Here is a 21510-nt window from a genome sequence, read left to right as displayed (position 1 = left end):
AAGCAACGCATGCCATCCCATCCAGTCACCACATCCGGAAGCAGTTACAAGAGCATTCTGGACAGTCTGACAACCGCAGTACTGGTACTTGGCGATGATCTGGCTATCCGTTACCTCAACCCCGCCGCCGAGAGCCTGTTTGAAACCAGTATGACCCGAAGCCATGGCCTCCCCTTACAGGAGGTTCTGGTGGATTCCGAGGATGCCCTGACCACTCTGCATGCCGCGGTGGAGAACGGCCAGTCCTACACCCGCCGGGAAGCTGAATTTGCTTTGATCAGCGGTGCCAGACTGACGGTGGATTATTCAGTGACTCCCATCAGCCTGGACCCGACCGAACTGCTGATCGAGATCCAGCCCCGAGACCGACTGATGCGTATCAGCCGGGAAGAAGACATCATCTCGCAACAGGAGACCACGCGAATCCTGGTGCGGGGCATGGCCCACGAGATCAAGAACCCGCTGGGCGGAATCCGTGGCGCGGCGCAACTGCTGGACCGTGAGCTTTCAGACGACGACCAGCGTGAGTATACCCGTGTGATTATCGACGAGGCGGACCGTCTGCGCAGCCTGGTGGATCGCATGCTCGGCCCGAACAAAGCCCTGAAGATTGCGCCCACCAATATCCACGAAATTCTGGAGCGGGTCCGTACTCTGATTGAGGCCGAAAGCAAAGGCCGAGTGCGCCTGAGACGCGACTACGACCCGAGCATCCCGGAATTTCCCGGCGACAAAGAGCAACTGATCCAGGCCTTCCTGAACATCGCCCGCAACGCCATGGAGGCGGCGTTCGAAAACGAAGCCGCAAGCGGGCGTTCCGCAACGCCCACCATTACCTTTCGCAGCCGGGCCTTGCGGCAGTTCACCATCGGCCATCGTCGCCACCGGCTGGTGTGCCGGGTCGACATCATCGATAACGGCCCGGGCATCCCGCCGGAGCTGGTGCAGAACATCTTCTACCCCATGATCAGTGGTCGGGCCTCGGGCACCGGACTCGGCCTTTCCATTACCCAAAGCATCATCGGCCAGCATCGGGGGCTGGTGGAGTGCGAGAGTGAGCCCGGAAGAACCGATTTCATCATCTTCCTGCCTCTGGAGGACAGCAAATGAGCCAACCGGCAAACGTCTGGATTATCGACGATGACAGAAGTATTCGATGGGTGCTGGAACGCGCCCTGAGCCAGGCGGGCATGCAACCGCGCGTATTCGACAGCGGCGACAGCATCATGATGCGGCTGGAACACGAGCAACCGGACGCCATCATCAGCGATATCCGGATGCCGGGGGTAGACGGTATTACCCTGCTCTCCCAGATCGTCGAACTGCATCAGGATGTGCCGGTGATCATCATGACCGCGCACTCGGATCTTGAAAGCGCGGTGACCAGCTACCAGACCGGCGCCTTCGAATACCTGCCCAAGCCCTTTGATGTGGATGACGCCGTCGCACTGGTAAAACGGGCCGTTGCTCACAGCCATGAAAAACGCGCCGCCAGCGAACCACAGGCCGATGCCACACCGCGCAATACCGAAATTATTGGTGAAGCCCCGGCCATGCAGGAGGTTTTCCGGGCCATTGGCCGGCTGTCTCACTCCAACATCACCGTACTGATCAACGGTGAGAGCGGCACCGGTAAAGAACTGGTGGCCCAGGCCCTGCACAATCACAGCCCCAGAGCACGAAACCCGTTCATCGCCCTGAACATGGCGGCAATTCCGAAAGACCTGATTGAATCCGAATTGTTCGGCCACGAAAAAGGCGCCTTCACCGGCGCCGGGGCCGCCCGCCAGGGCCGCTTTGAACAGGCCAACGGCGGCACCCTGTTTCTGGATGAAATCGGCGACATGCCCGCCGACACTCAGACTCGACTGCTGCGGGTGCTGGCCGATGGCGAGTTTTACCGGGTAGGCGGCACCACCCCCATCAAAGTGGATGTGCGCATCATCGCCGCAACCCATCAAGACCTGGAAAAACTGGTACAGGCCGGCAACTTCCGGGAAGATCTGTTCCACCGCCTGAATGTCATTCGCGTGCACCTGCCCAAGCTGGCTGAACGCCGCGAAGACATTCCACGCCTGATGCAGCACTTCCTCAAGCGAGCAGCCAAAGAGCTGGCAGTAGAACCCAAGATCCTGCGCCCGGACGCCGAGGAATACCTCACCACCCTGCCCTGGCCCGGTAACGTCCGCCAGCTGGAAAACACCTGCCGCTGGCTGACGGTCATGGCCAGCGGCCGGGAAATCCACATTGATGACCTGCCCCCGGAACTGCTACACCAGGCCGACACCGAGCACGCCGCCACCGGCCTCACCTGGCAGGAAGGGCTGAGAAACTGGGCAGAACAGGAACTGAAGCGCGGCAAGAAAGGCATACTCGATACCGCGGTGCCCGAGTTCGAAAAGATCATGATTGAAACGGCATTGAAGCACACCAGTGGCCGCCGCCGGGATGCCTCTATTCTGCTGGGTTGGGGGCGGAATACGCTGACCCGGAAAATCAATGAGTTGGGGATGGATCAGCCGGAGGGGGATGACTGACCCCCACCCGGCTGCTGCTCAGCTCTCTCGCTGGTAGTTTATCCGTATGCTCTCGACTAAAACGGAATATCGTCATCAAAATCATCAATCGGCTCAGGCATGCCACCACCTTGCTGCTGGGGTGCCGGGTTGTTGTAGCCACCAGCCTGTCCACCCTGCTGGGGCGGCGCATTGTATTGCGGCTGTTGCTGCGGCCGTCCCTGGGGCGCCCCCGGATTCATACCGCCCTCAGAGCCACGGCTGTCCAGCATCTGCATCTGGCCATTGATATCCACAACCACTTCGGTGGTGTAGACATCCTGCCCTTCCTTGTTCTGCCATTTCCGGGTCTGCAGCTTGCCTTCAATGTAGACCTTGGAGCCTTTGCGCAGGTATTGCCCAGCCACCTCAGCCACCTTGCCGAACAACACAACCCGATGCCACTCGGTCTTCGGCACCAGCTGTCCGGTCTGGCGATCCTTGTAACTCTCGTCTGTGGCGAGGTTCAGGTTAACCACAGCGTTGCCGTTGGGGGTATAACGAGTGTCCGGGTCCTGCCCCAGGTTACCAATGAGAATTACCTTGTTTACGCCTCGTGCCATCGTATGCTCCTGATCATGTTTTGCGGAGTGCCAGCCGTCCATGCCAGCATCCTGTGTTTAAGTACTCTTACCCTGCCGGACAAAGTCAAAGTCCGCAAGCTGATCTTCCCGAAAATGCTGACGATCCACCTTCAGGTAGGCTGTCGATGCATTTTCAACAATCACAACGTCCTTCACGCCCGGCAGCCTCCGTAGCTGACGGTCCACGTCGTCAAAGGTATTTTCCAGTGCACCCCTCAGCTCCAGAACCAGGCTGGTCGTGTAGCTCGGGGCCGGCATGGTCAAGGCTGCCAGCAGCCACACCAGGAGGCACCCTGCCATCAACCAGAGCACTCCCTCCACGCCAGCGCTCTGCAGCAGATAACCTCCCAAAGCCCCACCCAGAAAAGCACCAAAAAACTGGGAGGTGGAATAAACCCCCATGGCCGTTCCCTTACTGGCAGCCGGAGCCTCTTTACTGATTAACGAAGGCAGACTGGCTTCCAGAAGATTGAACGCCATAAAGAAGAAAAATAGCACACCCCAGGCCGCCCAGAGACTGGCATTCACCTGGGTCAGCGTTGCTGTTGCCGCTGTCAGCAAGGCAATGGCCATGCACAGTATCGGCTTCATTTTGCGTTTCTTTTCGCCAATGATGATAAAGGGCACCATGGCAAAGAAAGAAAGCACCATCACACTCAAATAGAACCACCAGTGGGAGCTGCTGGCCAGGCCCAACTGATCCTGAAGCATGGTCGGAAAGACCAGGAACAGGGCCGTCAGAACCAGGTGCAGCACAAAGATCCCGAAGTCGAGCCGCAGCAGGCGGCCATCGGCCAGAACGCGCCCGACCATTTCGCGGGCAGGATGGGTATCGGCGCTGACTTTATGGGTATGTGGCGTAGGCACCACTCTGGCGACCACAACAAGGGCCAACAGGGCCATCACTGCCGTCACGTAGAAGATGCCAGACAAGCCCCAGGCCGCGCCCAGCAACGGGCCCAGCACCAGCGACACGGAAAACGACAGGCCAATGGAAATGCCCACCGTGGCCATGGCCTTGGTGCGCTCTTCCTCTCGGGTGAGGTCTGACAGCAGTGCCATCAGTACACTGGCGATGGCACCGGCACCTTGAAGAATCCGACCGGCGATCACAACGTATATTGAGTCGGTCGACGCGGCCAGCAGGCTCCCGCTGGCAAACAGAATAAGCCCCAGGTAGATCATCTTCTTGCGGCCAACCCGATCCGACAACAGGCCGAAGGGGATCTGAAGCAGCGCCTGACTCAGGCCGTAAGCACCAATCGCCAGGCCCAATAGCGCCGGCGTCGCACCGTGCAGGTCCGTACCCAGCAGCACAAACACGGGCATGACCATAAACAGGCCCAGCATACGCATGGCGTATACCGAAGCCAGAGCCACAACTGAGCGTTTTTCGAGCGCGTTCATGCCTACCCGTGCGGTTTGAATGAATGGTGAGCGGCCGGTAACCGCAGGCGGCGAATTGTACCAGAACCACCCCGGCGACGGGACACCCGCAGAGCGGGTCGTTCCGCACTTAGCCGGAACGACCCGAAACCGATATACTGGCAGTTTTTACCAAGCGAGGTGTTATGGACCATATCCAGATCAAGGGCGCGCGCACCCACAACCTGAAAAACATCGACCTGGATATGCCAAGGGACAAACTGATCGTCATTACCGGTCTGTCCGGCTCCGGCAAGTCCTCATTGGCGTTCGATACGCTCTATGCCGAGGGCCAGCGCCGGTATGTCGAGTCGCTGTCCACCTACGCACGGCAATTCCTCTCGATGATGGAAAAGCCCGATGTGGATCATATTGAAGGCTTGTCGCCAGCCATCTCCATCGAGCAGAAATCCACGTCTCACAACCCCCGCTCTACCGTGGGGACCATCACCGAGATCTATGACTATCTGAGACTGCTTTTCGCTCGTGCTGGTGAACCCCGCTGTCCTGATCACGGCCAGCCGCTGGAAGCCCAGACCGTGAGTCAGATGGTTGACCAGGTTCTCGCCATGCCGGAAGGCAGCAAGCTGATGATATTGGCGCCGGTGATCCGGGATCGCAAAGGTGAGCATCTGCAGGTGATCGACACCATGCGCAGCCAGGGCTTCATCCGCCTGAGAGTGGACGGAGCGGTATACGACATAGACGACGTTCCTGCCCTGGACAAGAAGCGCAAGCACCAGATTGACGTTGTGGTCGATCGATTCAAAGTCAAGGAGGGGCTGGAGCAACGACTGGCCGAGAGCTTCGAAACCGCCCTGGAGCTGGCCGACGGCATTGCTCTGGTGGCGCCCATGAGTGGAGAAGGCGAGGAACACACCTTCTCGGCGCGCTATGCCTGCACCCAGTGCGGCTACTCCCTGAGCGAACTGGAACCTCGCCTGTTTTCGTTCAACAACCCGGCCGGCGCCTGCCCCACCTGCGACGGTCTGGGGGTGCGCCAGTTCTTTGATGCCGAAAAGGTGATCCAGAGCCCGGAAGCGACCCTCGCATCAGGAGCCATCAAAGGCTGGGACCGTCGTGCCGTGTACTACTTCCAGATGCTGACCAGTGTTGCCGAACACTACGGCATTGACCTGGAAACGCCTTGGGAAGAGCTGCCCGAAAACTTCCAGGAGGTGCTCCTGTATGGCTCCGGCGACGAGGACATTCCCTTTCGTTATGTGAACTCTCGCGGTCATATCATGGAAAAGGCCCACCCGTTCGAGGGCATACTGCCGAATCTGGAACGCCGTTACCGCGAGACGGAATCCCAGAGCATGCGTGAGGAACTGGCTCGCAACCTGAGTACACAGCCCTGTAAAGATTGCGGCGGTTCGCGCCTGCGTCGCAGTGCCCGTCACGTCTTTATCGAAGAGCGAAACCTTCCGGAAATTACCCACCTGCCCGTGGGCGATGCCCATCGCTACTTCAGCACTCTCGCGCTGCCCGGACGCAAAGGTGAGATCGCCGAGAAAATCCTGAAAGAAGTGCGGGAGCGGCTGCAGTTTCTGGTCAACGTGGGCCTCGAGTATTTAACTCTCGAACGCAGCGCAGACACCCTTTCAGGCGGCGAGGCGCAGCGCATCCGCTTGGCCAGCCAGATAGGCGCAGGCCTGGTGGGCGTGATGTACATTCTGGACGAGCCGTCCATCGGCCTGCACCAGCGGGACAACGACCGACTGCTCGCCACCCTCACCCACCTAAGGGATCTGGGCAACACGGTGATCGTGGTGGAACACGACGAAGATGCCATCCGGGCGGCCGACTATGTGATCGACATTGGCCCGGGCGCAGGCGTCCACGGCGGAGAGATTGTCGCGCGGGGCACCCCGGAGGAAATCATCGCCAACCCGGCGTCAATGACTGGCCAGTATCTCAGTGGCGAAAAAGAGATCTCGGTACCGCAAGCGCGAAACAAGGGTAATGGCAAGAAGCTGGTACTGACCGGCGCCTCTGGCAACAATCTCCGGGACGTAACGCTCACGCTGCCGCTAGGCGTGATGACCTGCGTTACCGGGGTATCGGGCTCAGGCAAATCAACTCTGATTAACAGCACCCTCTACCCGGTCGCGGCCGCCAAACTGAACAAAGCGACCAGCCTCAATCATGCGCCCTACAAAAGCCTGAAAGGACTTGATCAGCTCGACAAGGTGATCGACATTGACCAGAGCCCTATCGGACGGACACCTAGGTCTAACCCCGCCACTTACACCGGCCTGTTTACCCCCATCAGGGAACTCTTCGCCGGCACTCAGGAGGCACGCTCACGCGGCTACAAACCTGGCCGCTTCTCCTTCAACGTGAAGGGCGGCCGGTGCGAGGCTTGCCAGGGCGATGGTGTCATCAAAGTCGAAATGCACTTCCTGCCAGACGTCTATGTGCCCTGCGACATCTGTAAGGGCAAACGCTACAACCGGGAAACCCTTGAGGTTCGGTATAAAGGCAAAAACATCCACGAGGTGCTGGAAATGACCGTTGAGGAGGGCCGCGAGTTTTTTGACGCCGTCCCCTTCATCGCCAGAAAACTGCAAACGCTGATCGACGTGGGCCTGTCTTACATTCGTTTGGGCCAGAGCGCAGTGACCCTCTCGGGGGGCGAAGCACAGCGGGTCAAACTGGCTAAGGAGCTGTCCAAACGGGACACAGGCAAAACCCTGTACATTCTGGACGAGCCCACCACCGGCCTGCACTTCTACGATATCCAGCAACTTTTGAACGTGCTAGAGCGCTTGCGCGATCACGGCAATACCATCGTTGTCATTGAGCACAACCTGGACGTCATCAAGACCGCAGACTGGATTGTCGACCTCGGCCCGGAAGGTGGGTCCGGTGGCGGACAGATTATTGCTGAAGGAACGCCCGAGGAAGTGGCCGCCAATCCGGCGTCGCACACCGGACGCTACCTCAAACCGATGCTCACCAAATAGCCCGCCGGAACGGCGGGCACAAAAAAACCGGGAACCTCGCGGAACCCGGTTTTTTATGGACTCAGAAGAACTTACTCTTCGTCGTCGTCCATCTCTTCAGCTTCGATGTCCAGAGGACGGCCGACCAGCTCAACGAATGCCATCGGGGCATTATCGCCAGCACGGAAACCGCACTTCAGAATACGAAGGTAACCACCCGGACGCTCGCTGTAACGGGGACCCAGCTCATCAAACAGCTTGGCTACCGCAGCATCGTTACGCAGGCGAGAGAACGCCAGACGACGATTTGCTACCGAATCATTCTTTGCGAGCGTGATCAACGGCTCAGCTACCCGACGCAGCTCTTTGGCTTTCGGGAGCGTCGTTTTGATCAGCTCGTGCTCAACCAGTGACGCAGTCATGTTACGGAACATGGCCTTGCGATGCGCACTGGTCCTGTTGAACTTACGACCACTCTTACGATGACGCATTGCTCTGATTCCTTACCTTAAACTAATCGGCGATCAACCGCCCAGAACCCGGTCATCACCACGAAGGCTTGCCGGCGGCCAGTTATCAAGACGCATACCCAGAGACAGACCACGGGACGCTAGAACGTCCTTGATCTCGGTCAGCGACTTTTTGCCAAGATTAGGCGTCTTCAGCAGCTCAACTTCAGTGCGCTGGATCAGATCGCCGATATAGTAAATGTTTTCAGCCTTCAAGCAGTTAGCTGAACGTACAGTCAACTCCAGATCATCGACCGGGCGCAGCAGAATCGGATCAATTTCTTCCTCTTCCTCTACACGCTCTGGCTCTTTCTCATGATCGAAATCGACGAACACAGCCAGCTGCTGCTGGAGAATGGTAGCGGCCCGGCGAATCGCTTCTTCCGGATCGATGGTACCGTTGGTCTCCAGATCAATAACCAGCTTGTCCAGGTCTGTACGCTGCTCAACCCGAGCGCTCTCGACGGCATAAGCCACACGACGAACCGGGCTGAACGTTGCATCCAGCTGCAAGCGTCCGATGGCACGAGTTTCGTCTTCGTCCAGACCACGCTGATCAGCCGGCTCGTAGCCACGGCCACGTGCCACGCGCAAGCGCATGTTCACTTCGCCGTTTTCGCTCAAGTGACAGATCACGTGCTCCGGGTTCGCGATTTCCACATCGTGGTCCAGCTTGATATCGCCGGCAGTCACCACGCCCGGACCTTTCTTGCTGAGGGTAAGCTCAGCATCGTCACGACCGTTCATCTTTACGGCAACGCCCTTGAGATTCAGCAGAATCTCGATGACGTCTTCCTGGACACCTTCAATGGCACTGTACTCGTGCAGGACACCGTCGATCTGTGCTTCAGTCACGGCGCAGCCCGGCATCGAAGACAGAAGAATACGACGCAGCGCGCTGCCCAGGGTGTGCCCGAAACCGCGCTCGAGCGGCTCCAGGGTCACCTTGGCGCGCGTGGCGCTGGATTCTTTCACGTCAATGGTACGAGGTGTCAATAACTCATGTACTGAACGCTGCATAGACGCCCCTATCTGCTATCGTTGCTAACTGGGCTTTACTTGGAGTAAAGCTCGACGATGAGGTTCTCGTTGATGTCGGCCGGCAGTTCAGTACGCTCAGGTACTGACTTGTAAACGCCGGACATCTTGTTGGCGTCAACCTCTACCCAGCTTACCGGTGCACGGCTTGAAGCCAGATCCAGCGCGCCTTTAACACGCAGCTGATTCTTGGCCTTCTCGCGCACGCTCACAACGTCGCCCGGCTTGACCTGATAGGACGGGATGTTAACCGGCTTATCATTGACCAGGATCGCCTTGTGAGAGACGAGCTGACGGGCTTCTGCACGGGTAGAACCAAAACCCATGCGATATACAACGTTATCGAGCCGGCCTTCCAGCAGTTGCAGCAGGTTTTCACCAGTTGCACCTTTGCCTCGGGCAGCCTCTTTGTAATAGTTGCGGAACTGCTTTTCGAGAACGCCGTAGATACGACGAACTTTCTGTTTTTCACGAAGCTGAACGCCGTACTCGGACAGACGACCGCGACGCGCGCCGTGCATACCCGGCGGAGTCTCGATGTTGCACTTGGAATCGAGCGCGCGAACGCCGCTCTTCAGAAAAAGATCTGTCCCTTCACGACGAGACAGCTTGCACTTCGGGCCTATATAACGAGCCATATTTCACTGTCTCCTGTGTTAGACGCGGCGCTTCTTGGGCGGACGACAGCCGTTGTGGGGAATCGGCGTCACATCAGTGATGTTGGTGATCTTGTAGCCACACGCATTCAGCGCGCGAACTGCAGATTCACGTCCGGGCCCAGGACCCTTAACCTCTACGTCCAGGTTTTTAAGGCCGTATTCAGCAGCCGCATTACCGGCTCTTTCAGCTGCTACCTGCGCAGCAAAAGGTGTACTCTTACGTGAGCCGCGGAAACCGGAACCACCAGAAGTGGCCCAGGACAGGACGTTGCCCTGACGGTCCGAAATGGTCACGATGGTGTTGTTGAAGGACGCGTGAATGTGCGCGACGCCATCAACAACCGTCTTTTTCACCTTTTTACGGGTACGTGTACCTGGCTTTGCCATGTTTGCCTACCTGTTACTTACGAATAGGTTTGCGAGGACCTTTACGGGTGCGGGCGTTGGTCTTGGTGCGCTGGCCACGGACCGGAAGGCCATGACGATGACGCAGACCACGGAAGCAACCGAGATCCTTCAAACGCTTGATGTTCATCTGTACTTCACGACGCAGATCGCCTTCGACGGTAAACTTGCCCACTTCAGTACGAAGTGCTTCAAGCTGCTCGTCGCTCAGGTCTTTGACCTTGGCGTCCGGCTTAACGCCGGTTGCATCGCAAAGCTTCTGGGCTGTTGTCTTGCCAACACCGAAGATGTAGGTCAGCGAGATAACAGCATGTTTGTTATCGGGTATATTGACACCGGCTATACGTGCCATCCAAATTACTCCGCGTTCAAAGCTTTGCTGTGTGAATTTTCCGCCACAAAAAGGGCGCGAAATAATAGCGCCTGACCCACCTGTGAGTCAAGCGCCACTATTCCGAACCCCTTTTACAATGTCAGTGCTTATCCGTAACGGATCAGCCCTGGCGCTGCTTGTGACGAGGCTCCGAGCAGATGACTCGAACTGAGCCATTGCGTCGAATTACTTTGCAGTTACGGCAAATTTTCTTTACCGAAGCGCGTACTTTCATTGTCGACTCCAGTTTTCAAGGGGAACGGCTTGTTCAGCCGTTCCGTCCATAGCCCTTGAGATTGGATTTCTTCATCAGCGATTCATACTGGTGAGACATCAGGTGCGACTGAACCTGAGCCATGAAATCCATCACCACGACTACAACAATCAGCAGAGAGGTGCCCCCAAGATAGAAAGGCACATTCCCGGCCACCATCAGGAACTGAGGGAACAGGGACACTGCTGCAATATACATAGCACCGAACAGAGTCAAACGGGTCAGCACACCATCGATGTACTTGGCCGTCTGTTCGCCGGGACGAATACCGGGGATAAACGCGCCGGAACGCTTGAGGTTATCCGCAACTTCCTTGGGGTTGTACATCAGCGCTGTATAGAAGTAGCAGAAGAAGATAACTGCTGCTGCGAACAGGATAATATACAACGGCTGGCTCGGTGCCAATGCCTGAGAGATATCGCTCAGCCACTCCATGCCTTCGCCCTGACCGAACCACTGCCCCAGAGAAGCCGGGAACAGAAGAATCGAAGAGGCGAAGATCGGCGGAATGACGCCGGCCATATTCACCTTCAGCGGCAGGTGGCTGGACTGCTGGGCAAATACCCGCCGCCCTTGCTGCCGTTTGGCATAGTTGATGGTCAAACGACGCTGCCCACGCTCCATGAAGACCACGAAACCGACAACAGCAATCGCCAGAACACCAATTCCGAGAACAACCAGCAAGCTCATTTCACCGTTACGAGCCTGCTCCAGAGTCTGGCCAATGGCGCCAGGAAGACCGGCAACAATACCCGCGAAGATCAGCAGCGAAATACCGTTACCAATACCTCTTTCGGTGATCTGCTCACCAAGCCACATCATGAAGACCGCACCGCAGACAAAAGACACAACCGCCACAAAGTGGAAGCTGAAGCTGTCATTAAAGGTAACGCCCTGTGATGCCAGACCCACAGAAATACCAAAGCCCTGAACCAGGGCCAGGATAACCGTACCATACCGCGTATACTGGCTGATCTTGCGACGACCAGCCTCGCCTTCTTTCTTCAGCTGCTCAAGCTGCGGACTAACCGCAGTCATGAGCTGCATGATAATAGAAGCCGAAATGTACGGCATGATACCGAGTGCGAAGATACTCATGCGCTCAAGCGCACCACCGGAGAACATGTTGAACAGACTCAGGATGGTTCCCTGGTTCTGATCAAACAGTGCCGCCAGCCGATCCGGGTTGATACCGGGAACCGGAATGTGGGCACCGATCCGGTACACCAGCAGCGCCAGAAACACGAACCAGAGCCGCGAGCGCAGCTCTGCAAATCCTTTTCCGGCGCCCGCAGGCAATGATGCTGTCTTGGCCATTTAGTCCTCGACTCGTCTTAGTCTTCGACTTTACCACCCGCGGCGGTAATCGCTTCGCGTGCGCCCTTGGTGACTCGAAGGCCTTTCACGGTTACCGCACGGTCCAGCTCGCCGGACAGGATAACCTTGGCCTCGCGAATTTCTTCGCGAATGATGTCAGCCTTTTTCAGGGCCGCCAGATCCACTACGTCGCCTTCAACCTTGGCCAGCTCGTTCAGGCGGATTTCCGCCACGTAACGCTGCTGACGCGAGGTGAAACCGAACTTAGGCAGACGACGGGCCAAAGGCTGCTGACCACCCTCGAAACCAGGGGCAACGGAGCCACCGGAACGGGATTTCAGACCTTTATGACCACGACCGCCGGTTTTGCCGAGACCGCTACCGATACCACGGCCGACACGCTTGGCGGACGGACGTGAACCGGGTTCCGGAGCAAGTTCGTTCAGACGCATCTTAGTTCTCCTCAACCCGAACCAGGTAATTTACCCGGTTGATCATGCCGCGAATGGAAGGAGTGTCTTCCACTTCCACGGTGTGACCGATTTTACGAAGACCCAGGCCCTTGACGCACAGCTTGTGCTTGGGCTGACAGCCGATCGGGCTGCGGGTCAGAGTTACTTTGATCGTTTTTGCGTTCGCCATGACTTCAACCCAGAATATCTTCCACGGATTTACCGCGCTTGGCTGCAACGTCTTCAGGCGCCTTCATGGCCTGCAGACCCTTGATGGTGGAACGTACTACGTTCACCGGGTTGGTGGACCCGTAACACTTGGACAGTACGTTCTGCACACCGGCCACCTCGAGTACGGCGCGCATCGCACCGCCGGCAATGATACCGGTACCCTCAGAAGCAGGCTGCATGTAGACCTTGGAACCACCGTGCTGCGCCCGAACCGGGTACTGCAGGGTAGTGCCGTCCAACGCTACGTCTACCATGTTTTTGCGTGCAGCTTCCATGGCCTTCTGGATGGCAACCGGAACTTCCCGGGCCTTGCCACGACCGAAACCAACGCGACCTTTACCATCACCCACTACAGTCAGTGCAGTGAAGGCAAAGATACGGCCGCCTTTAACTACCTTGGCGACGCGATTGACCTGAACCAGCTTCTCCTGGAGCTCAGGCGCCTTCTGTTCGTTAACGCTCATCTTCTCCACCTCTTAGAATTGCAAGCCAGCTTCACGGGCAGCGTCGGCAAGAGCCTGAACACGACCGTGATAACGGTAACCTGAGCGGTCAAAAGCGACCTTCTCAATGCCTGCTGCCTTGGCGCGCTCAGCAATCAGCTGACCGACCTTCTTGGCAGCGTCCACGTTACCGGTTGCACCCTGGCGCAGCTCCTTATCCAACGTGGAGGCAGTGGCAAGCACTTTGCTGCCATCTGCAGTCGTAACCTGGGCGTACATATGACGCGGTGTACGGTGCACGCACAAACGGTCAGTACCCAGCTCACGGATCTTCATGCGCACTTTGCGCGCGCGACGCAGTCTTTCGTTATTTGCGCTCATAGTCCCGCCTTATTTCTTCTTGGCTTCTTTGCGTCTGACCTGCTCATCCGCATAACGCACACCCTTGCCCTTATACGGCTCGGGCGGACGGAACGCGCGGATTTCCGCAGCGACCTGGCCAACCTGTTGCTTGTCGATACCGCGAATCACAACTTCCGTATTGGACGGAGTTTCAGCGGTAACACCCTCGGGCAGCTCATACTCGACCGGGTGGGAAAAACCCAGTGTCAGGTTGAGCTTCTTACCTTGCGCCTGCGCACGGTAACCTACGCCCGTCAGCTGCAGCTTACGCTCCCAGCCTGTGGATACGCCGGTAACCATATTGTTAACCAGCGCACGAGTAGTACCAGCAAGAGCGCGGGACTGTTTTGCACCATCGCGGGCCGCAAAACGCAGGACGTTTTCTTCCTGCTTTACTTCAACCGCCTGGTGAATGGTGAACTGAAGCGCTCCTTTGGAACCCTTCACATTGATTTCCTGTCCGTTCAGCTTAACCTCAACACCGGAAGGCAGCACGACAGGATTATTGGCAACCCTGGACATGTGTATCTCCTAGAATACGGTGCAGATGACTTCGCCACCCACGCCTGCAGCTCGTGCGGCGCGGTCTGTCATAACGCCCTTGGACGTTGAGACAATCGCGACTCCCAGACCACCGGCTACTTTCGGCAGTTCCCCGGCGCCTTTGTACTGGCGCAGACTCGGACGGCTGACCCGCTGAATCTCCTCAATAACCGGCTTGCCGCCGAAGTATTTCAGAGTGATGGTCAGCTCGGGCTTCGCGTCAGCTGAAACAGAAAAATCTGCTACGTAGCCTTCGTCCTTGAGGACCTGGGCTACTGAGACCTTCATTTTTGAAGATGGCATCGTTACGTCAGCTTTTGACGCCATCTGGGCATTACGGATACGGGTAAACATATCCGCAAGCGTGTCTTGCATACTCATTGGTATGAGGCTCCTGATCTTTTTAGTTGTGCAGCGGCTTGCCGCACCGCTTACCAACAGGCACCTGACCGAAGTCAGGCGGCCTATCTTACCAGCTTGCCTTGGTCAGGCCCGGAACGTCACCGCGCATGCCGTATTCACGGAGTTTGATCCGTGACAGCTCGAACTTGCGCAGAACGCCGTGGGGACGACCAGTCACCTGGCAACGATTCCGAAGACGCGAAGGAGATGAATCACGCGGAAGCTGCTGGAGCTTCATCTGTGCATCCCAACGGTCATCATCGCTGGTATTCGGGTTTTTGATAATCGCCTTGAGCTCGGCGCGCTTGGCAGCATACTTTGCTACCAGTTTTTCGCGCTTTTGCTCACGGTTTTTCATTGAAACCTTCGCCATGTCACTCGTTCCTTATTTCTTGAACGGAAAGCCAAAGGCTTTCAACAGTTCGCGACCTTCGTCGTCGGTACCGGCAGTGGTGGTGATGGTGATATCCAACCCGCGGATCTTGTCGACTTTGTCGTACTCGATCTCCGGGAAGATGATCTGCTCACGCACACCCATGCTGTAGTTACCGCGACCGTCGAAGGATTTCGGGTTCAGACCGCGGAAGTCACGAATGCGGGGAACCGCAATGTGCACCAGACGATCAAAGAAATCCCACATGCGCTCACCGCGCAGGGTCACTTTACAGCCAATCGGCCAACCTTCACGGATTTTAAAGCCCGCGACGGATTTACGCGCTTTGGTAACAACCACTTTTTGACCTGCCAGGCGCTCAAGATCTGCCACGGCATTTTCAATCAGTTTCTTGTCACCAACCGCTTCGCCAACACCCATGTTCAGGGTGATTTTCTCGATACGCGGCACCTGCATCACGTTCTTGTAACCGAACTCTTTCTGCAGGGCGGGTACCACTTCCTTAGTGTACTGCTCTTTCATGTTAAGCATCGTAACCACCACCGCTTACTGGTTATCGACAGCTTCGTTCGTGGACTTGAAGATCCGCACTTTGGTGCCGTCTTCCTTGATCTGGAAGCCAACACGATCGGCTTTGCCGGTCTGCGGATTAAAAATAGCCACGTTGGAAGCCTGGATAGGCGCTTCTTTTTCGACGATACCGCCCGGGGTGCCAAGCATCGGGTTCGGCTTTGTGTGCTTCTTCATCATATTGATGCCAGAAACAAGCACGCGACCGTCGTCCAGAACTTTCAGGACTTTACCACGTTTGTCTTTGTCTTTCCCCGTGGTGACGATTACTTCGTCATCTCGTTTGATCTTTTTCATAACCGGCCTCTGGTCCTTTAAAGTACTTCGGGTGCCAGTGAGATAATCTTCATGAACTTCTCGTTACGCAGTTCACGGGTAACCGGTCCGAAGATACGGGTACCAATGGGAGCGTCCTGATTGTTCAGAAGTACCGCCGCGTTACCGTCAAAACGGATCAGAGAACCGTCCGGACGACGCACACCCTTACGGGTACGTACTATAACAGCCTTCAGGACCTGGCCTTTTTTCACCTTGCCGCGGGGGATGGCTTCCTTGACGGTTACCTTGATGATATCCCCAACGGTTGCATAACGCCGGTGAGATCCGCCCAGGACCTTGATGCACATAACCTGACGTGCACCACTGTTATCCGCGACTTCAAGCATTGTTTGAGTCTGAATCATGGTTGTTCTCCGGGCGAATTACACCTTGGCAGCGCGTTCGGTAACTTCCACCAGGGCCCAGCTCTTGGTCTTGGAGACCGGACGGGTTTCCTGGATGGTTACGGTGTCACCAATGTTGCACTGATTGCTTTCATCGTGTGCATGAATCTTGGTTGAACGCTTCATGTACTTACCGTACAGCGGGTGTTTAACCTGACGCTCAACCAGGACCACGATGGACTTGTCCATCTTGTTGCTCACGACCTTGCCGCTCAGAGTTCTGGCAGTTTGGGTAGCTTCGGTCATGTCACTGTCCTGCCTTTTCGTTCAATACTGTTTTCACGCGAGCGATATCGCGCTTCACCTTGCCGAGAAGGTGAGACTGATTCAGCTGACCTGTCGCCTTGCGCATGCGCAGGTTGAACTGCTCCTTCAGGAGGTCGATCAGCTCTTTGTTCAGCTCCTCGACTGACTTTTCACGCAGCTCTGTTGCTTTCATCACATCACCGTCCTCTTAACAAAGGTGGTCTGTACCGGCAGTTTGGCGGCAGCCAGAGTGAAAGCTTCGCGTGCGATTTCTTCCGCGACACCTTCCATCTCGTACAACATGCGGCCTGGCTGAATCTCAGCCACCCAATACTCGACAGAACCTTTACCTTTACCCATACGTACTTCCAGCGGCTTACCGGTGATCGGCTTATCCGGGAATACCCGGATCCAGATCTTACCGCCCCGCTTGATGCGGCGAGTCATGGTACGACGCGCTGCCTCAATCTGGCGCGCAGTTATACGCCCACGGCTGGTCGCCTTCAATCCGTATTCACCGAAGCTCACCTTGTTTGCGCGCTGAGCAAGACCGGTGTTACGGCCTTTCATTACCTTGCGGAATTTGGTGCGTTTTGGTTGCAGCATAAGAGTGCCCCTTTACTTAGAACCTTTCTTCCCAGAGGCTTTCTTGTCAGCACGGACCTGCTCCATACCACCAAGAATCTCACCTTTGAAGATCCATACCTTTACGCCGATAACGCCGTAAGTGGTGTGCGCTTCATAGGTTGCATAATCAATATCTGCACGCAGTGTGTGCAGAGGTACACGACCTTCGCGATACCACTCGGAACGTGCGATTTCAGCACCCCCAAGACGACCGCCAACCTGAATCTTGATACCCTTGGCTCCCTGACGCATGGCGTTTTGAACCGCACGCTTCATAGCGCGACGGAACATCACACGACGCTCCAGCTGGCCGGCAACGTTTTGCGCTACCAGGCGGGCATCCAGATCCGGCTTGCGGACTTCTTCGATGTTGATGTGCACAGGCACACCCATCATGTCGCTGACTTCGCGACGCAGACGGTCAACATCTTCACCCTTCTTACCGATAACAATACCGGGGCGGGCGGTATGGATCGTGATCCGGGCGTTCTGAGCAGGGCGCTCGATCACGATCTTGCTGACAGACGCCTTAACCAGACGCTTGTCCAGGAATTCGCGAACCTGAATATCATTCAGAAGATTCTTCGCGTAGTCCTTTTTGTCGGCGTACCACACTGAGTTGTGCTCTTTGATCACACCCAGGCGAATGCCGGTTGGATTTACTTTATGACCCATCTGAGCATCTCCTACTTGTCGGCGACCTTGACGGTGATATGACAGGTGCGCTTGAAAATACGGTCAGCGCGCCCCTTGGCTCGAGCTTTGATTCGCTTGAGCGTTGGGCCCTCATCCACCATCACGGTGGAAACCCGCAGATCATCTACGTCCAGACCTTCGTTGTGCTCAGCGTTGGCAATGGCGGATTCAAGAGCTTTCTTGATCACAACCGCTGCCTTCTTAGGGCTGAAAGTCAGAATGTTCAGGGCGTCCTCAACAGCCTTGCCGCGTACTTGGTCAGCGACAAGACGTGCTTTCTGAGCTGAGAGGCGAGCGCCCTTGTACTTGGCTGCTACTTCCATTTCTATTACCTCAGAATCAGCGTTTAGCTTTCTTGTCGGCCGCATGACCACGATAAGTACGCGTTGCCGCGAACTCACCCAGCTTATGTCCAACCATATCTTCGGTGACATAAACCGGCACGTGCTGCTTGCCGTTGTGGACTGCAATGGTCAGGCCTACCATCTCCGGGAAGACTGTTGACCGGCGGGACCAGGTTTTAATGGGCCGCTTGTCATTTGCTTCCAGAGCTGCCTCGACCTTCTTCAACAGATGCAGGTCTATAAAAGGACCTTTCTTCAAAGAACGTGGCACAGCAATTACCTCTATGTAGTCGTTTACTTGGCCGAACGACGACGTACTATCATCTTGTCAGTACGCTTGTTCTTACGAGTCTTATGCCCTTTGGTCGGAACACCCCACGGAGTAACCGGGTGACGTCCGCCAGAGGTACGCCCTTCACCACCACCATGCGGGTGGTCAACTGGGTTCATAGCAACACCACGTACTGTTGGCCGTTTGCCGCGCCAACGTGATGCACCCGCTTTACCAAGCTGCTTGAGGCTATGCTCACTGTTGGACACTTCGCCCAGAGTGGCACGGCAATCTACAAGCACCTTACGCATTTCACCTGAACGCAGGCGGATGGTGGCATACGCCCCTTCCCGAGCAACCAGCTGTACGGATGCGCCCGCAGAGCGAGCCAGCTGTGCACCTTTGCCAGGCTTGAGTTCGACGCAGTGGATTACGGAACCGACCGGAATGTTCCGGAGCGGCAGCGTGGAGCCCACCTTGATCGGCGCGTCGACGCCGGAGCGCACAGGATCACCAGCCTTCATACCTTTGGGAGCGATAATGTAACGACGCTCGCCATCGGCATATTTGACCAGTGCAATGTGCGCAGAGCGGTTAGGATCGTATTCCAGGCGCTCAATGACCGCCGGGATACCATCTTTGGTCCGCTTGAAGTCGATAACACGGTAGTGCTGCTTATGACCACCACCAATGTGACGAGTAGTAATGCGGCCAACATTGTTACGGCCACCAGACTTACTCTTTGTTTCTACCAACGGCTCGTAAGGACGTCCTTTGTGCAGATCCGGGTTGTAAAGTTTTACAACGTGACGGCGTCCGGCAGATGTTGGCTTGGTTTTGACGATCGGCATATTACGACCCCTTTACCTTATTCCACATCCAGAAAATCGATGTCCTGACCTTCTGCCAGCTTGACGTAAGCCTTACGAATGTCATTACGCTTGCCGAACCCGCGGATAGTGCGCTTGAGCTTACCCTTACGGTTCAGAACCTGAACACCTTCTACGGTGACGTTGAACAGTTGCTCAACGGCTTTCTTGATCTCGGGCTTGGTCGCATCAGGCGCTACACGAAACACCACCTGACCACGCTCTGCCGCCAGAGACGCTTTTTCTGATACGTGCGGCCCTAACAGGACCTTGTAAATACGTTCCTGATTCATCCCAGCATCTCCTCGATCTTCTTCAGAGCGGGAACAGTCACCACGACTTTCTCGAAGGCAACCAGGCTGACCGGATCCAGACCTGCCACATCGCGAACGTCCACATGAGGAACGTTGCGGGAAGCCAGGTGCAGATTCTGCTCAACATTCTCAGACAGGATCAGGGCGTTGGACACACCCAGATCGCTCAACTTGGCAGTGAAGGCCTTGGTCTTGGGCGTATCGACATTCATGTCGTCAACCACAACCAGACGCTCCTGGCGTACCAGCTCGGAGAAAATGGAACGCATCGCCGCACGGTACATCTTGCGGTTAACCTTTTGCTCGAAGTCACGGGGCTTGGCAGCAAAGGTTACGCCGCCTGAACGCCAGATCGGGCTACGAATGGTACCAGCACGGGCACGACCAGTACCCTTCTGACGCCATGGCTTCTTGCCACCACCACTGACTTCGGAACGTGTCTTCTGGGCCTTGGTACCCTGACGGCCAGCTGCCATGTAAGCAGTAACCACCTGATGCACCAGAGCTTCGTTAAAATCTTTGGCAAACGCAGCGTCGGAAACAGAAATCCCCTTGCCGCTACCAGTAATTGTCAATTCCATCGCACCGCTCCTCAGGCTTTAACTGCAGGCTTGATGACAACGTCGCCGCCAGTTGCGCCAGGTACGGCACCACTTACCAGCAGCAGGTTGCGCTCGGCATCGACACGGACGATTTTCAGGTTCTGCACAGTAACCTGCGCATTACCCATCTGACCGGCCATCTTCTTGCCCTTGAACACCTTACCCGGAGTCTGGTTCTGACCAATGGAACCCGGAGCACGATGAGACAGGGAGTTACCGTGAGTAGCGTCCTGCATGGAGAAGTTCCAGCGCTTAACACCGCCCTGGAAGCCCTTACCCTTGGACTGACCTACTGCGTCAACCATCTGACCGTCTTCAAACACGGAAACGGTCAGCTCGCCACCGGCGGCCAGGTCTTCACCTTCGCCATCAGCCAAACGGAATTCCCAAACGCCACGACCAGCTTCAACACCTGCTTTTGCAAAGTGCCCGGCAGCCGCCTTGTTTACACGGGAGGAACGACGAGAACCTACGGTTACCTGCACTGCACGGTAGCCGTCGCTTTCGAGGGTCTTGAGTTGGGTAATGCGGTTGGGCTCAACCTCAATTACCGTGACAGGCAGCGCCTGCCCTTCATCCGTAAAAATACGGGTCATACCGGCCTTACGACCGACAACACCAATTGCCATGTTTCACCTCTTAAGTGTACGGGGCTTGCACCCTCTATGGCCTATGACAGTTACACAGACTAATACCGGGCGGTATTAGCCGAGGCTGATCTGAACGTCTACACCTGCTGCCAGGTCCAGTTTCATCAGAGCATCTACTGTCTTTTCCGTCGGCTCAACAATGTCGAGCAAACGCTTATGCGTACGAATTTCATACTGATCACGCGCGTCTTTGTTGACGTGCGGAGAGATCAATACCGTGTACTTTTCCTTCCGCGTCGGCAGAGGAATGGGACCACGCACCTGAGCGCCGGTCCGCTTGGCGGTATCGACAATCTCCTGCGTGGACTGGTCGATCAGGCGATAATCAAACGCCTTCAACCGGATTCGAATTTTTTGGCTTTGCATGATGCACCAAACTCCACTCGTAGCAGCTACTAGTTAGCCGACCTTCAAAAAAAGGAGCCGCATTGTATGCATAATACCCAACCCTGTCAACAGCATTGCCATTGACAGGGTTGAGCGACATTTGCGACCTAAACAGAAAAAGGGGCTGAACGCTCAGCCCCTTTTTCCTGATCAATCGAATAAATTACTCGATGATCTTGGCGACCACGCCGGCACCAACGGTACGACCACCTTCGCGAATCGCGAAGCGCAGGCCATCTTCCATGGCGATCGGAGCGA

34 protein-coding genes are annotated in these 21510 nt (G+C 56.3%); 3 read left to right on the top strand and 31 right to left on the bottom strand.

All coding sequences use genetic code 11. The features are described 5' to 3' along the window. Positions 1-9 precede the first annotated feature (9 nt). Together glnL and ntrC are read left to right on the top strand one after the other, a co-directional pair. Entirely contained in the window at positions 10-1110 is a 1101-nt protein-coding gene (gene glnL / locus ACSSVV_RS14225) for a nitrogen regulation protein NR(II) (protein ID WP_023010937.1), read from the top strand. Then, entirely contained in the window at positions 1107-2537 is a 1431-nt protein-coding gene (gene ntrC / locus ACSSVV_RS14220) for a nitrogen regulation protein NR(I) (RefSeq protein WP_303293364.1), read from the top strand. The genes glnL and ntrC overlap by 4 nt, the downstream gene beginning before the upstream one ends. Before the next feature lie 56 nt (positions 2538-2593). Here the strand turns inward: ntrC and ssb are convergent, their stop codons facing one another. Both ssb and ACSSVV_RS14210 read right to left on the bottom strand, forming a co-directional pair. Then, positions 2594-3118: a single-stranded DNA-binding protein gene (ssb, locus tag ACSSVV_RS14215; RefSeq protein ID WP_113880451.1), complete on the bottom strand. Its 525-nt coding sequence runs from the start codon at positions 3116-3118 to the stop codon at positions 2594-2596. A 57-nt stretch (positions 3119-3175) separates the two neighbouring features. Then, positions 3176-4546 carry an MFS transporter gene (locus tag ACSSVV_RS14210; RefSeq protein ID WP_153741279.1) on the bottom strand — a complete coding sequence of 457 codons (1371 nt, stop codon included), beginning with the start codon at positions 4544-4546 and terminating at the stop codon, positions 3176-3178. A gap of 164 nt (positions 4547-4710) precedes the next feature. Between ACSSVV_RS14210 and uvrA the strand changes: the two genes are divergently transcribed. Beyond that, on the top strand, positions 4711-7533 hold the full coding sequence (gene uvrA / locus ACSSVV_RS14205) for an excinuclease ABC subunit UvrA (protein ID WP_454106431.1): 2823 nt from the start codon (positions 4711-4713) through the stop codon (positions 7531-7533). A 71-nt stretch (positions 7534-7604) separates the two neighbouring features. Here the strand turns inward: uvrA and rplQ are convergent, their stop codons facing one another. The 29 genes from rplQ to ACSSVV_RS14060 all read right to left on the bottom strand — a co-directional run. Continuing rightward, positions 7605-8003 carry a 50S ribosomal protein L17 gene (rplQ, locus tag ACSSVV_RS14200; RefSeq protein ID WP_022992024.1) on the bottom strand — a complete coding sequence of 133 codons (399 nt, stop codon included), beginning with the start codon at positions 8001-8003 and terminating at the stop codon, positions 7605-7607. A gap of 33 nt (positions 8004-8036) precedes the next feature. Next, positions 8037-9041, bottom strand: coding sequence for a DNA-directed RNA polymerase subunit alpha (locus tag ACSSVV_RS14195; protein ID WP_008174911.1), 1005 nt, complete (start codon positions 9039-9041; stop codon positions 8037-8039). Between the two features lie 35 nt (positions 9042-9076). Then, on the bottom strand, positions 9077-9697 hold the full coding sequence (gene rpsD, locus ACSSVV_RS14190) for a 30S ribosomal protein S4 (RefSeq protein WP_014420494.1): 621 nt from the start codon (positions 9695-9697) through the stop codon (positions 9077-9079). A gap of 18 nt (positions 9698-9715) precedes the next feature. Continuing rightward, positions 9716-10105, bottom strand: coding sequence for a 30S ribosomal protein S11 (gene rpsK, locus ACSSVV_RS14185; RefSeq protein WP_007153992.1), 390 nt, complete (start codon positions 10103-10105; stop codon positions 9716-9718). Positions 10106-10118: 13 nt separating this feature from the next. Next, entirely contained in the window at positions 10119-10475 is a 357-nt protein-coding gene (gene rpsM / locus ACSSVV_RS14180) for a 30S ribosomal protein S13 (protein ID WP_011784262.1), read from the bottom strand. A 142-nt stretch (positions 10476-10617) separates the two neighbouring features. Further along, positions 10618-10731, bottom strand: coding sequence for a 50S ribosomal protein L36 (gene rpmJ, locus ACSSVV_RS14175; protein WP_008174902.1), 114 nt, complete (start codon positions 10729-10731; stop codon positions 10618-10620). Between the two features lie 33 nt (positions 10732-10764). Further along, entirely contained in the window at positions 10765-12087 is a 1323-nt protein-coding gene (secY, locus tag ACSSVV_RS14170; protein ID WP_011784261.1) for a preprotein translocase subunit SecY, read from the bottom strand. A gap of 17 nt (positions 12088-12104) precedes the next feature. Beyond that, positions 12105-12539, bottom strand: a complete 435-nt coding sequence (rplO, locus tag ACSSVV_RS14165) for a 50S ribosomal protein L15 (protein ID WP_011784260.1) — start codon at positions 12537-12539, stop codon at positions 12105-12107. 1 nt (position 12540) lies between these two features. Beyond that, on the bottom strand, positions 12541-12729 hold the full coding sequence (rpmD, locus tag ACSSVV_RS14160) for a 50S ribosomal protein L30 (protein ID WP_008174894.1): 189 nt from the start codon (positions 12727-12729) through the stop codon (positions 12541-12543). Positions 12730-12733: 4 nt separating this feature from the next. Continuing rightward, complete coding sequence (gene rpsE, locus ACSSVV_RS14155; protein WP_023010932.1) at positions 12734-13234, bottom strand: 30S ribosomal protein S5; 501 nt, start codon at positions 13232-13234, stop codon at positions 12734-12736. 12 nt (positions 13235-13246) lie between these two features. Next, a complete protein-coding gene (gene rplR, locus ACSSVV_RS14150; protein ID WP_011784258.1) occupies positions 13247-13594 on the bottom strand; it encodes a 50S ribosomal protein L18 in 348 nt (115 codons plus the stop codon). A 9-nt stretch (positions 13595-13603) separates the two neighbouring features. Further along, positions 13604-14137, bottom strand: coding sequence for a 50S ribosomal protein L6 (gene rplF / locus ACSSVV_RS14145; RefSeq protein ID WP_011784257.1), 534 nt, complete (start codon positions 14135-14137; stop codon positions 13604-13606). 9 nt (positions 14138-14146) lie between these two features. Further along, positions 14147-14539 carry a 30S ribosomal protein S8 gene (rpsH, locus tag ACSSVV_RS14140; RefSeq protein WP_023010931.1) on the bottom strand — a complete coding sequence of 131 codons (393 nt, stop codon included), beginning with the start codon at positions 14537-14539 and terminating at the stop codon, positions 14147-14149. An 88-nt stretch (positions 14540-14627) separates the two neighbouring features. Beyond that, a complete protein-coding gene (gene rpsN, locus ACSSVV_RS14135; RefSeq protein WP_011784255.1) occupies positions 14628-14933 on the bottom strand; it encodes a 30S ribosomal protein S14 in 306 nt (101 codons plus the stop codon). Between the two features lie 12 nt (positions 14934-14945). Continuing rightward, positions 14946-15485: a 50S ribosomal protein L5 gene (rplE, locus tag ACSSVV_RS14130; protein ID WP_011784254.1), complete on the bottom strand. Its 540-nt coding sequence runs from the start codon at positions 15483-15485 to the stop codon at positions 14946-14948. Positions 15486-15500: 15 nt separating this feature from the next. Then, entirely contained in the window at positions 15501-15821 is a 321-nt protein-coding gene (rplX, locus tag ACSSVV_RS14125) for a 50S ribosomal protein L24 (RefSeq protein WP_011784253.1), read from the bottom strand. Between the two features lie 17 nt (positions 15822-15838). Further along, positions 15839-16207, bottom strand: a complete 369-nt coding sequence (gene rplN / locus ACSSVV_RS14120) for a 50S ribosomal protein L14 (RefSeq protein WP_454106430.1) — start codon at positions 16205-16207, stop codon at positions 15839-15841. A gap of 18 nt (positions 16208-16225) precedes the next feature. After that, on the bottom strand, positions 16226-16492 hold the full coding sequence (rpsQ, locus tag ACSSVV_RS14115) for a 30S ribosomal protein S17 (RefSeq protein WP_011784251.1): 267 nt from the start codon (positions 16490-16492) through the stop codon (positions 16226-16228). Position 16493: 1 nt separating this feature from the next. Continuing rightward, complete coding sequence (gene rpmC / locus ACSSVV_RS14110) at positions 16494-16685, bottom strand: 50S ribosomal protein L29 (protein WP_008174877.1); 192 nt, start codon at positions 16683-16685, stop codon at positions 16494-16496. After that, entirely contained in the window at positions 16685-17098 is a 414-nt protein-coding gene (gene rplP / locus ACSSVV_RS14105) for a 50S ribosomal protein L16 (protein ID WP_011784250.1), read from the bottom strand. Before rplP ends, rpmC begins: the two co-directional genes overlap by 1 nt. A 12-nt stretch (positions 17099-17110) precedes the next feature. Then, positions 17111-17794 (bottom strand): 30S ribosomal protein S3, encoded by a 684-nt coding sequence (gene rpsC, locus ACSSVV_RS14100; RefSeq protein WP_011784249.1) that lies wholly within the window; start codon positions 17792-17794, stop codon positions 17111-17113. A gap of 11 nt (positions 17795-17805) precedes the next feature. After that, positions 17806-18138, bottom strand: coding sequence for a 50S ribosomal protein L22 (gene rplV / locus ACSSVV_RS14095; RefSeq protein WP_008940674.1), 333 nt, complete (start codon positions 18136-18138; stop codon positions 17806-17808). Positions 18139-18154: 16 nt separating this feature from the next. Then, positions 18155-18430: a 30S ribosomal protein S19 gene (gene rpsS, locus ACSSVV_RS14090; RefSeq protein ID WP_007154011.1), complete on the bottom strand. Its 276-nt coding sequence runs from the start codon at positions 18428-18430 to the stop codon at positions 18155-18157. Positions 18431-18453: 23 nt separating this feature from the next. Next, a complete protein-coding gene (gene rplB, locus ACSSVV_RS14085; RefSeq protein ID WP_011784248.1) occupies positions 18454-19281 on the bottom strand; it encodes a 50S ribosomal protein L2 in 828 nt (275 codons plus the stop codon). Between the two features lie 17 nt (positions 19282-19298). Beyond that, positions 19299-19592, bottom strand: coding sequence for a 50S ribosomal protein L23 (gene rplW / locus ACSSVV_RS14080; protein ID WP_008174862.1), 294 nt, complete (start codon positions 19590-19592; stop codon positions 19299-19301). Then, positions 19589-20194 carry a 50S ribosomal protein L4 gene (rplD, locus tag ACSSVV_RS14075; RefSeq protein WP_011784247.1) on the bottom strand — a complete coding sequence of 202 codons (606 nt, stop codon included), beginning with the start codon at positions 20192-20194 and terminating at the stop codon, positions 19589-19591. The genes rplW and rplD overlap by 4 nt, the downstream gene beginning before the upstream one ends. Before the next feature lie 11 nt (positions 20195-20205). Next, positions 20206-20844 (bottom strand): 50S ribosomal protein L3, encoded by a 639-nt coding sequence (gene rplC, locus ACSSVV_RS14070; protein WP_454106429.1) that lies wholly within the window; start codon positions 20842-20844, stop codon positions 20206-20208. A gap of 75 nt (positions 20845-20919) precedes the next feature. Further along, positions 20920-21231: a 30S ribosomal protein S10 gene (rpsJ, locus tag ACSSVV_RS14065; RefSeq protein ID WP_004580743.1), complete on the bottom strand. Its 312-nt coding sequence runs from the start codon at positions 21229-21231 to the stop codon at positions 20920-20922. A 184-nt stretch (positions 21232-21415) separates the two neighbouring features. Further along, positions 21416-21510: EF-Tu C-terminal domain-related protein (locus ACSSVV_RS14060; protein ID WP_020411129.1), on the bottom strand; the 95-nt coding region annotated here is incomplete at its 5' end.

It is taken from the genome of Marinobacter sp. MBR-105 (genome assembly GCF_053628895.1).
Note: the sequence above shows the minus strand (reverse complement) of the source record. Positions and strands in the feature narration are given on the sequence as shown.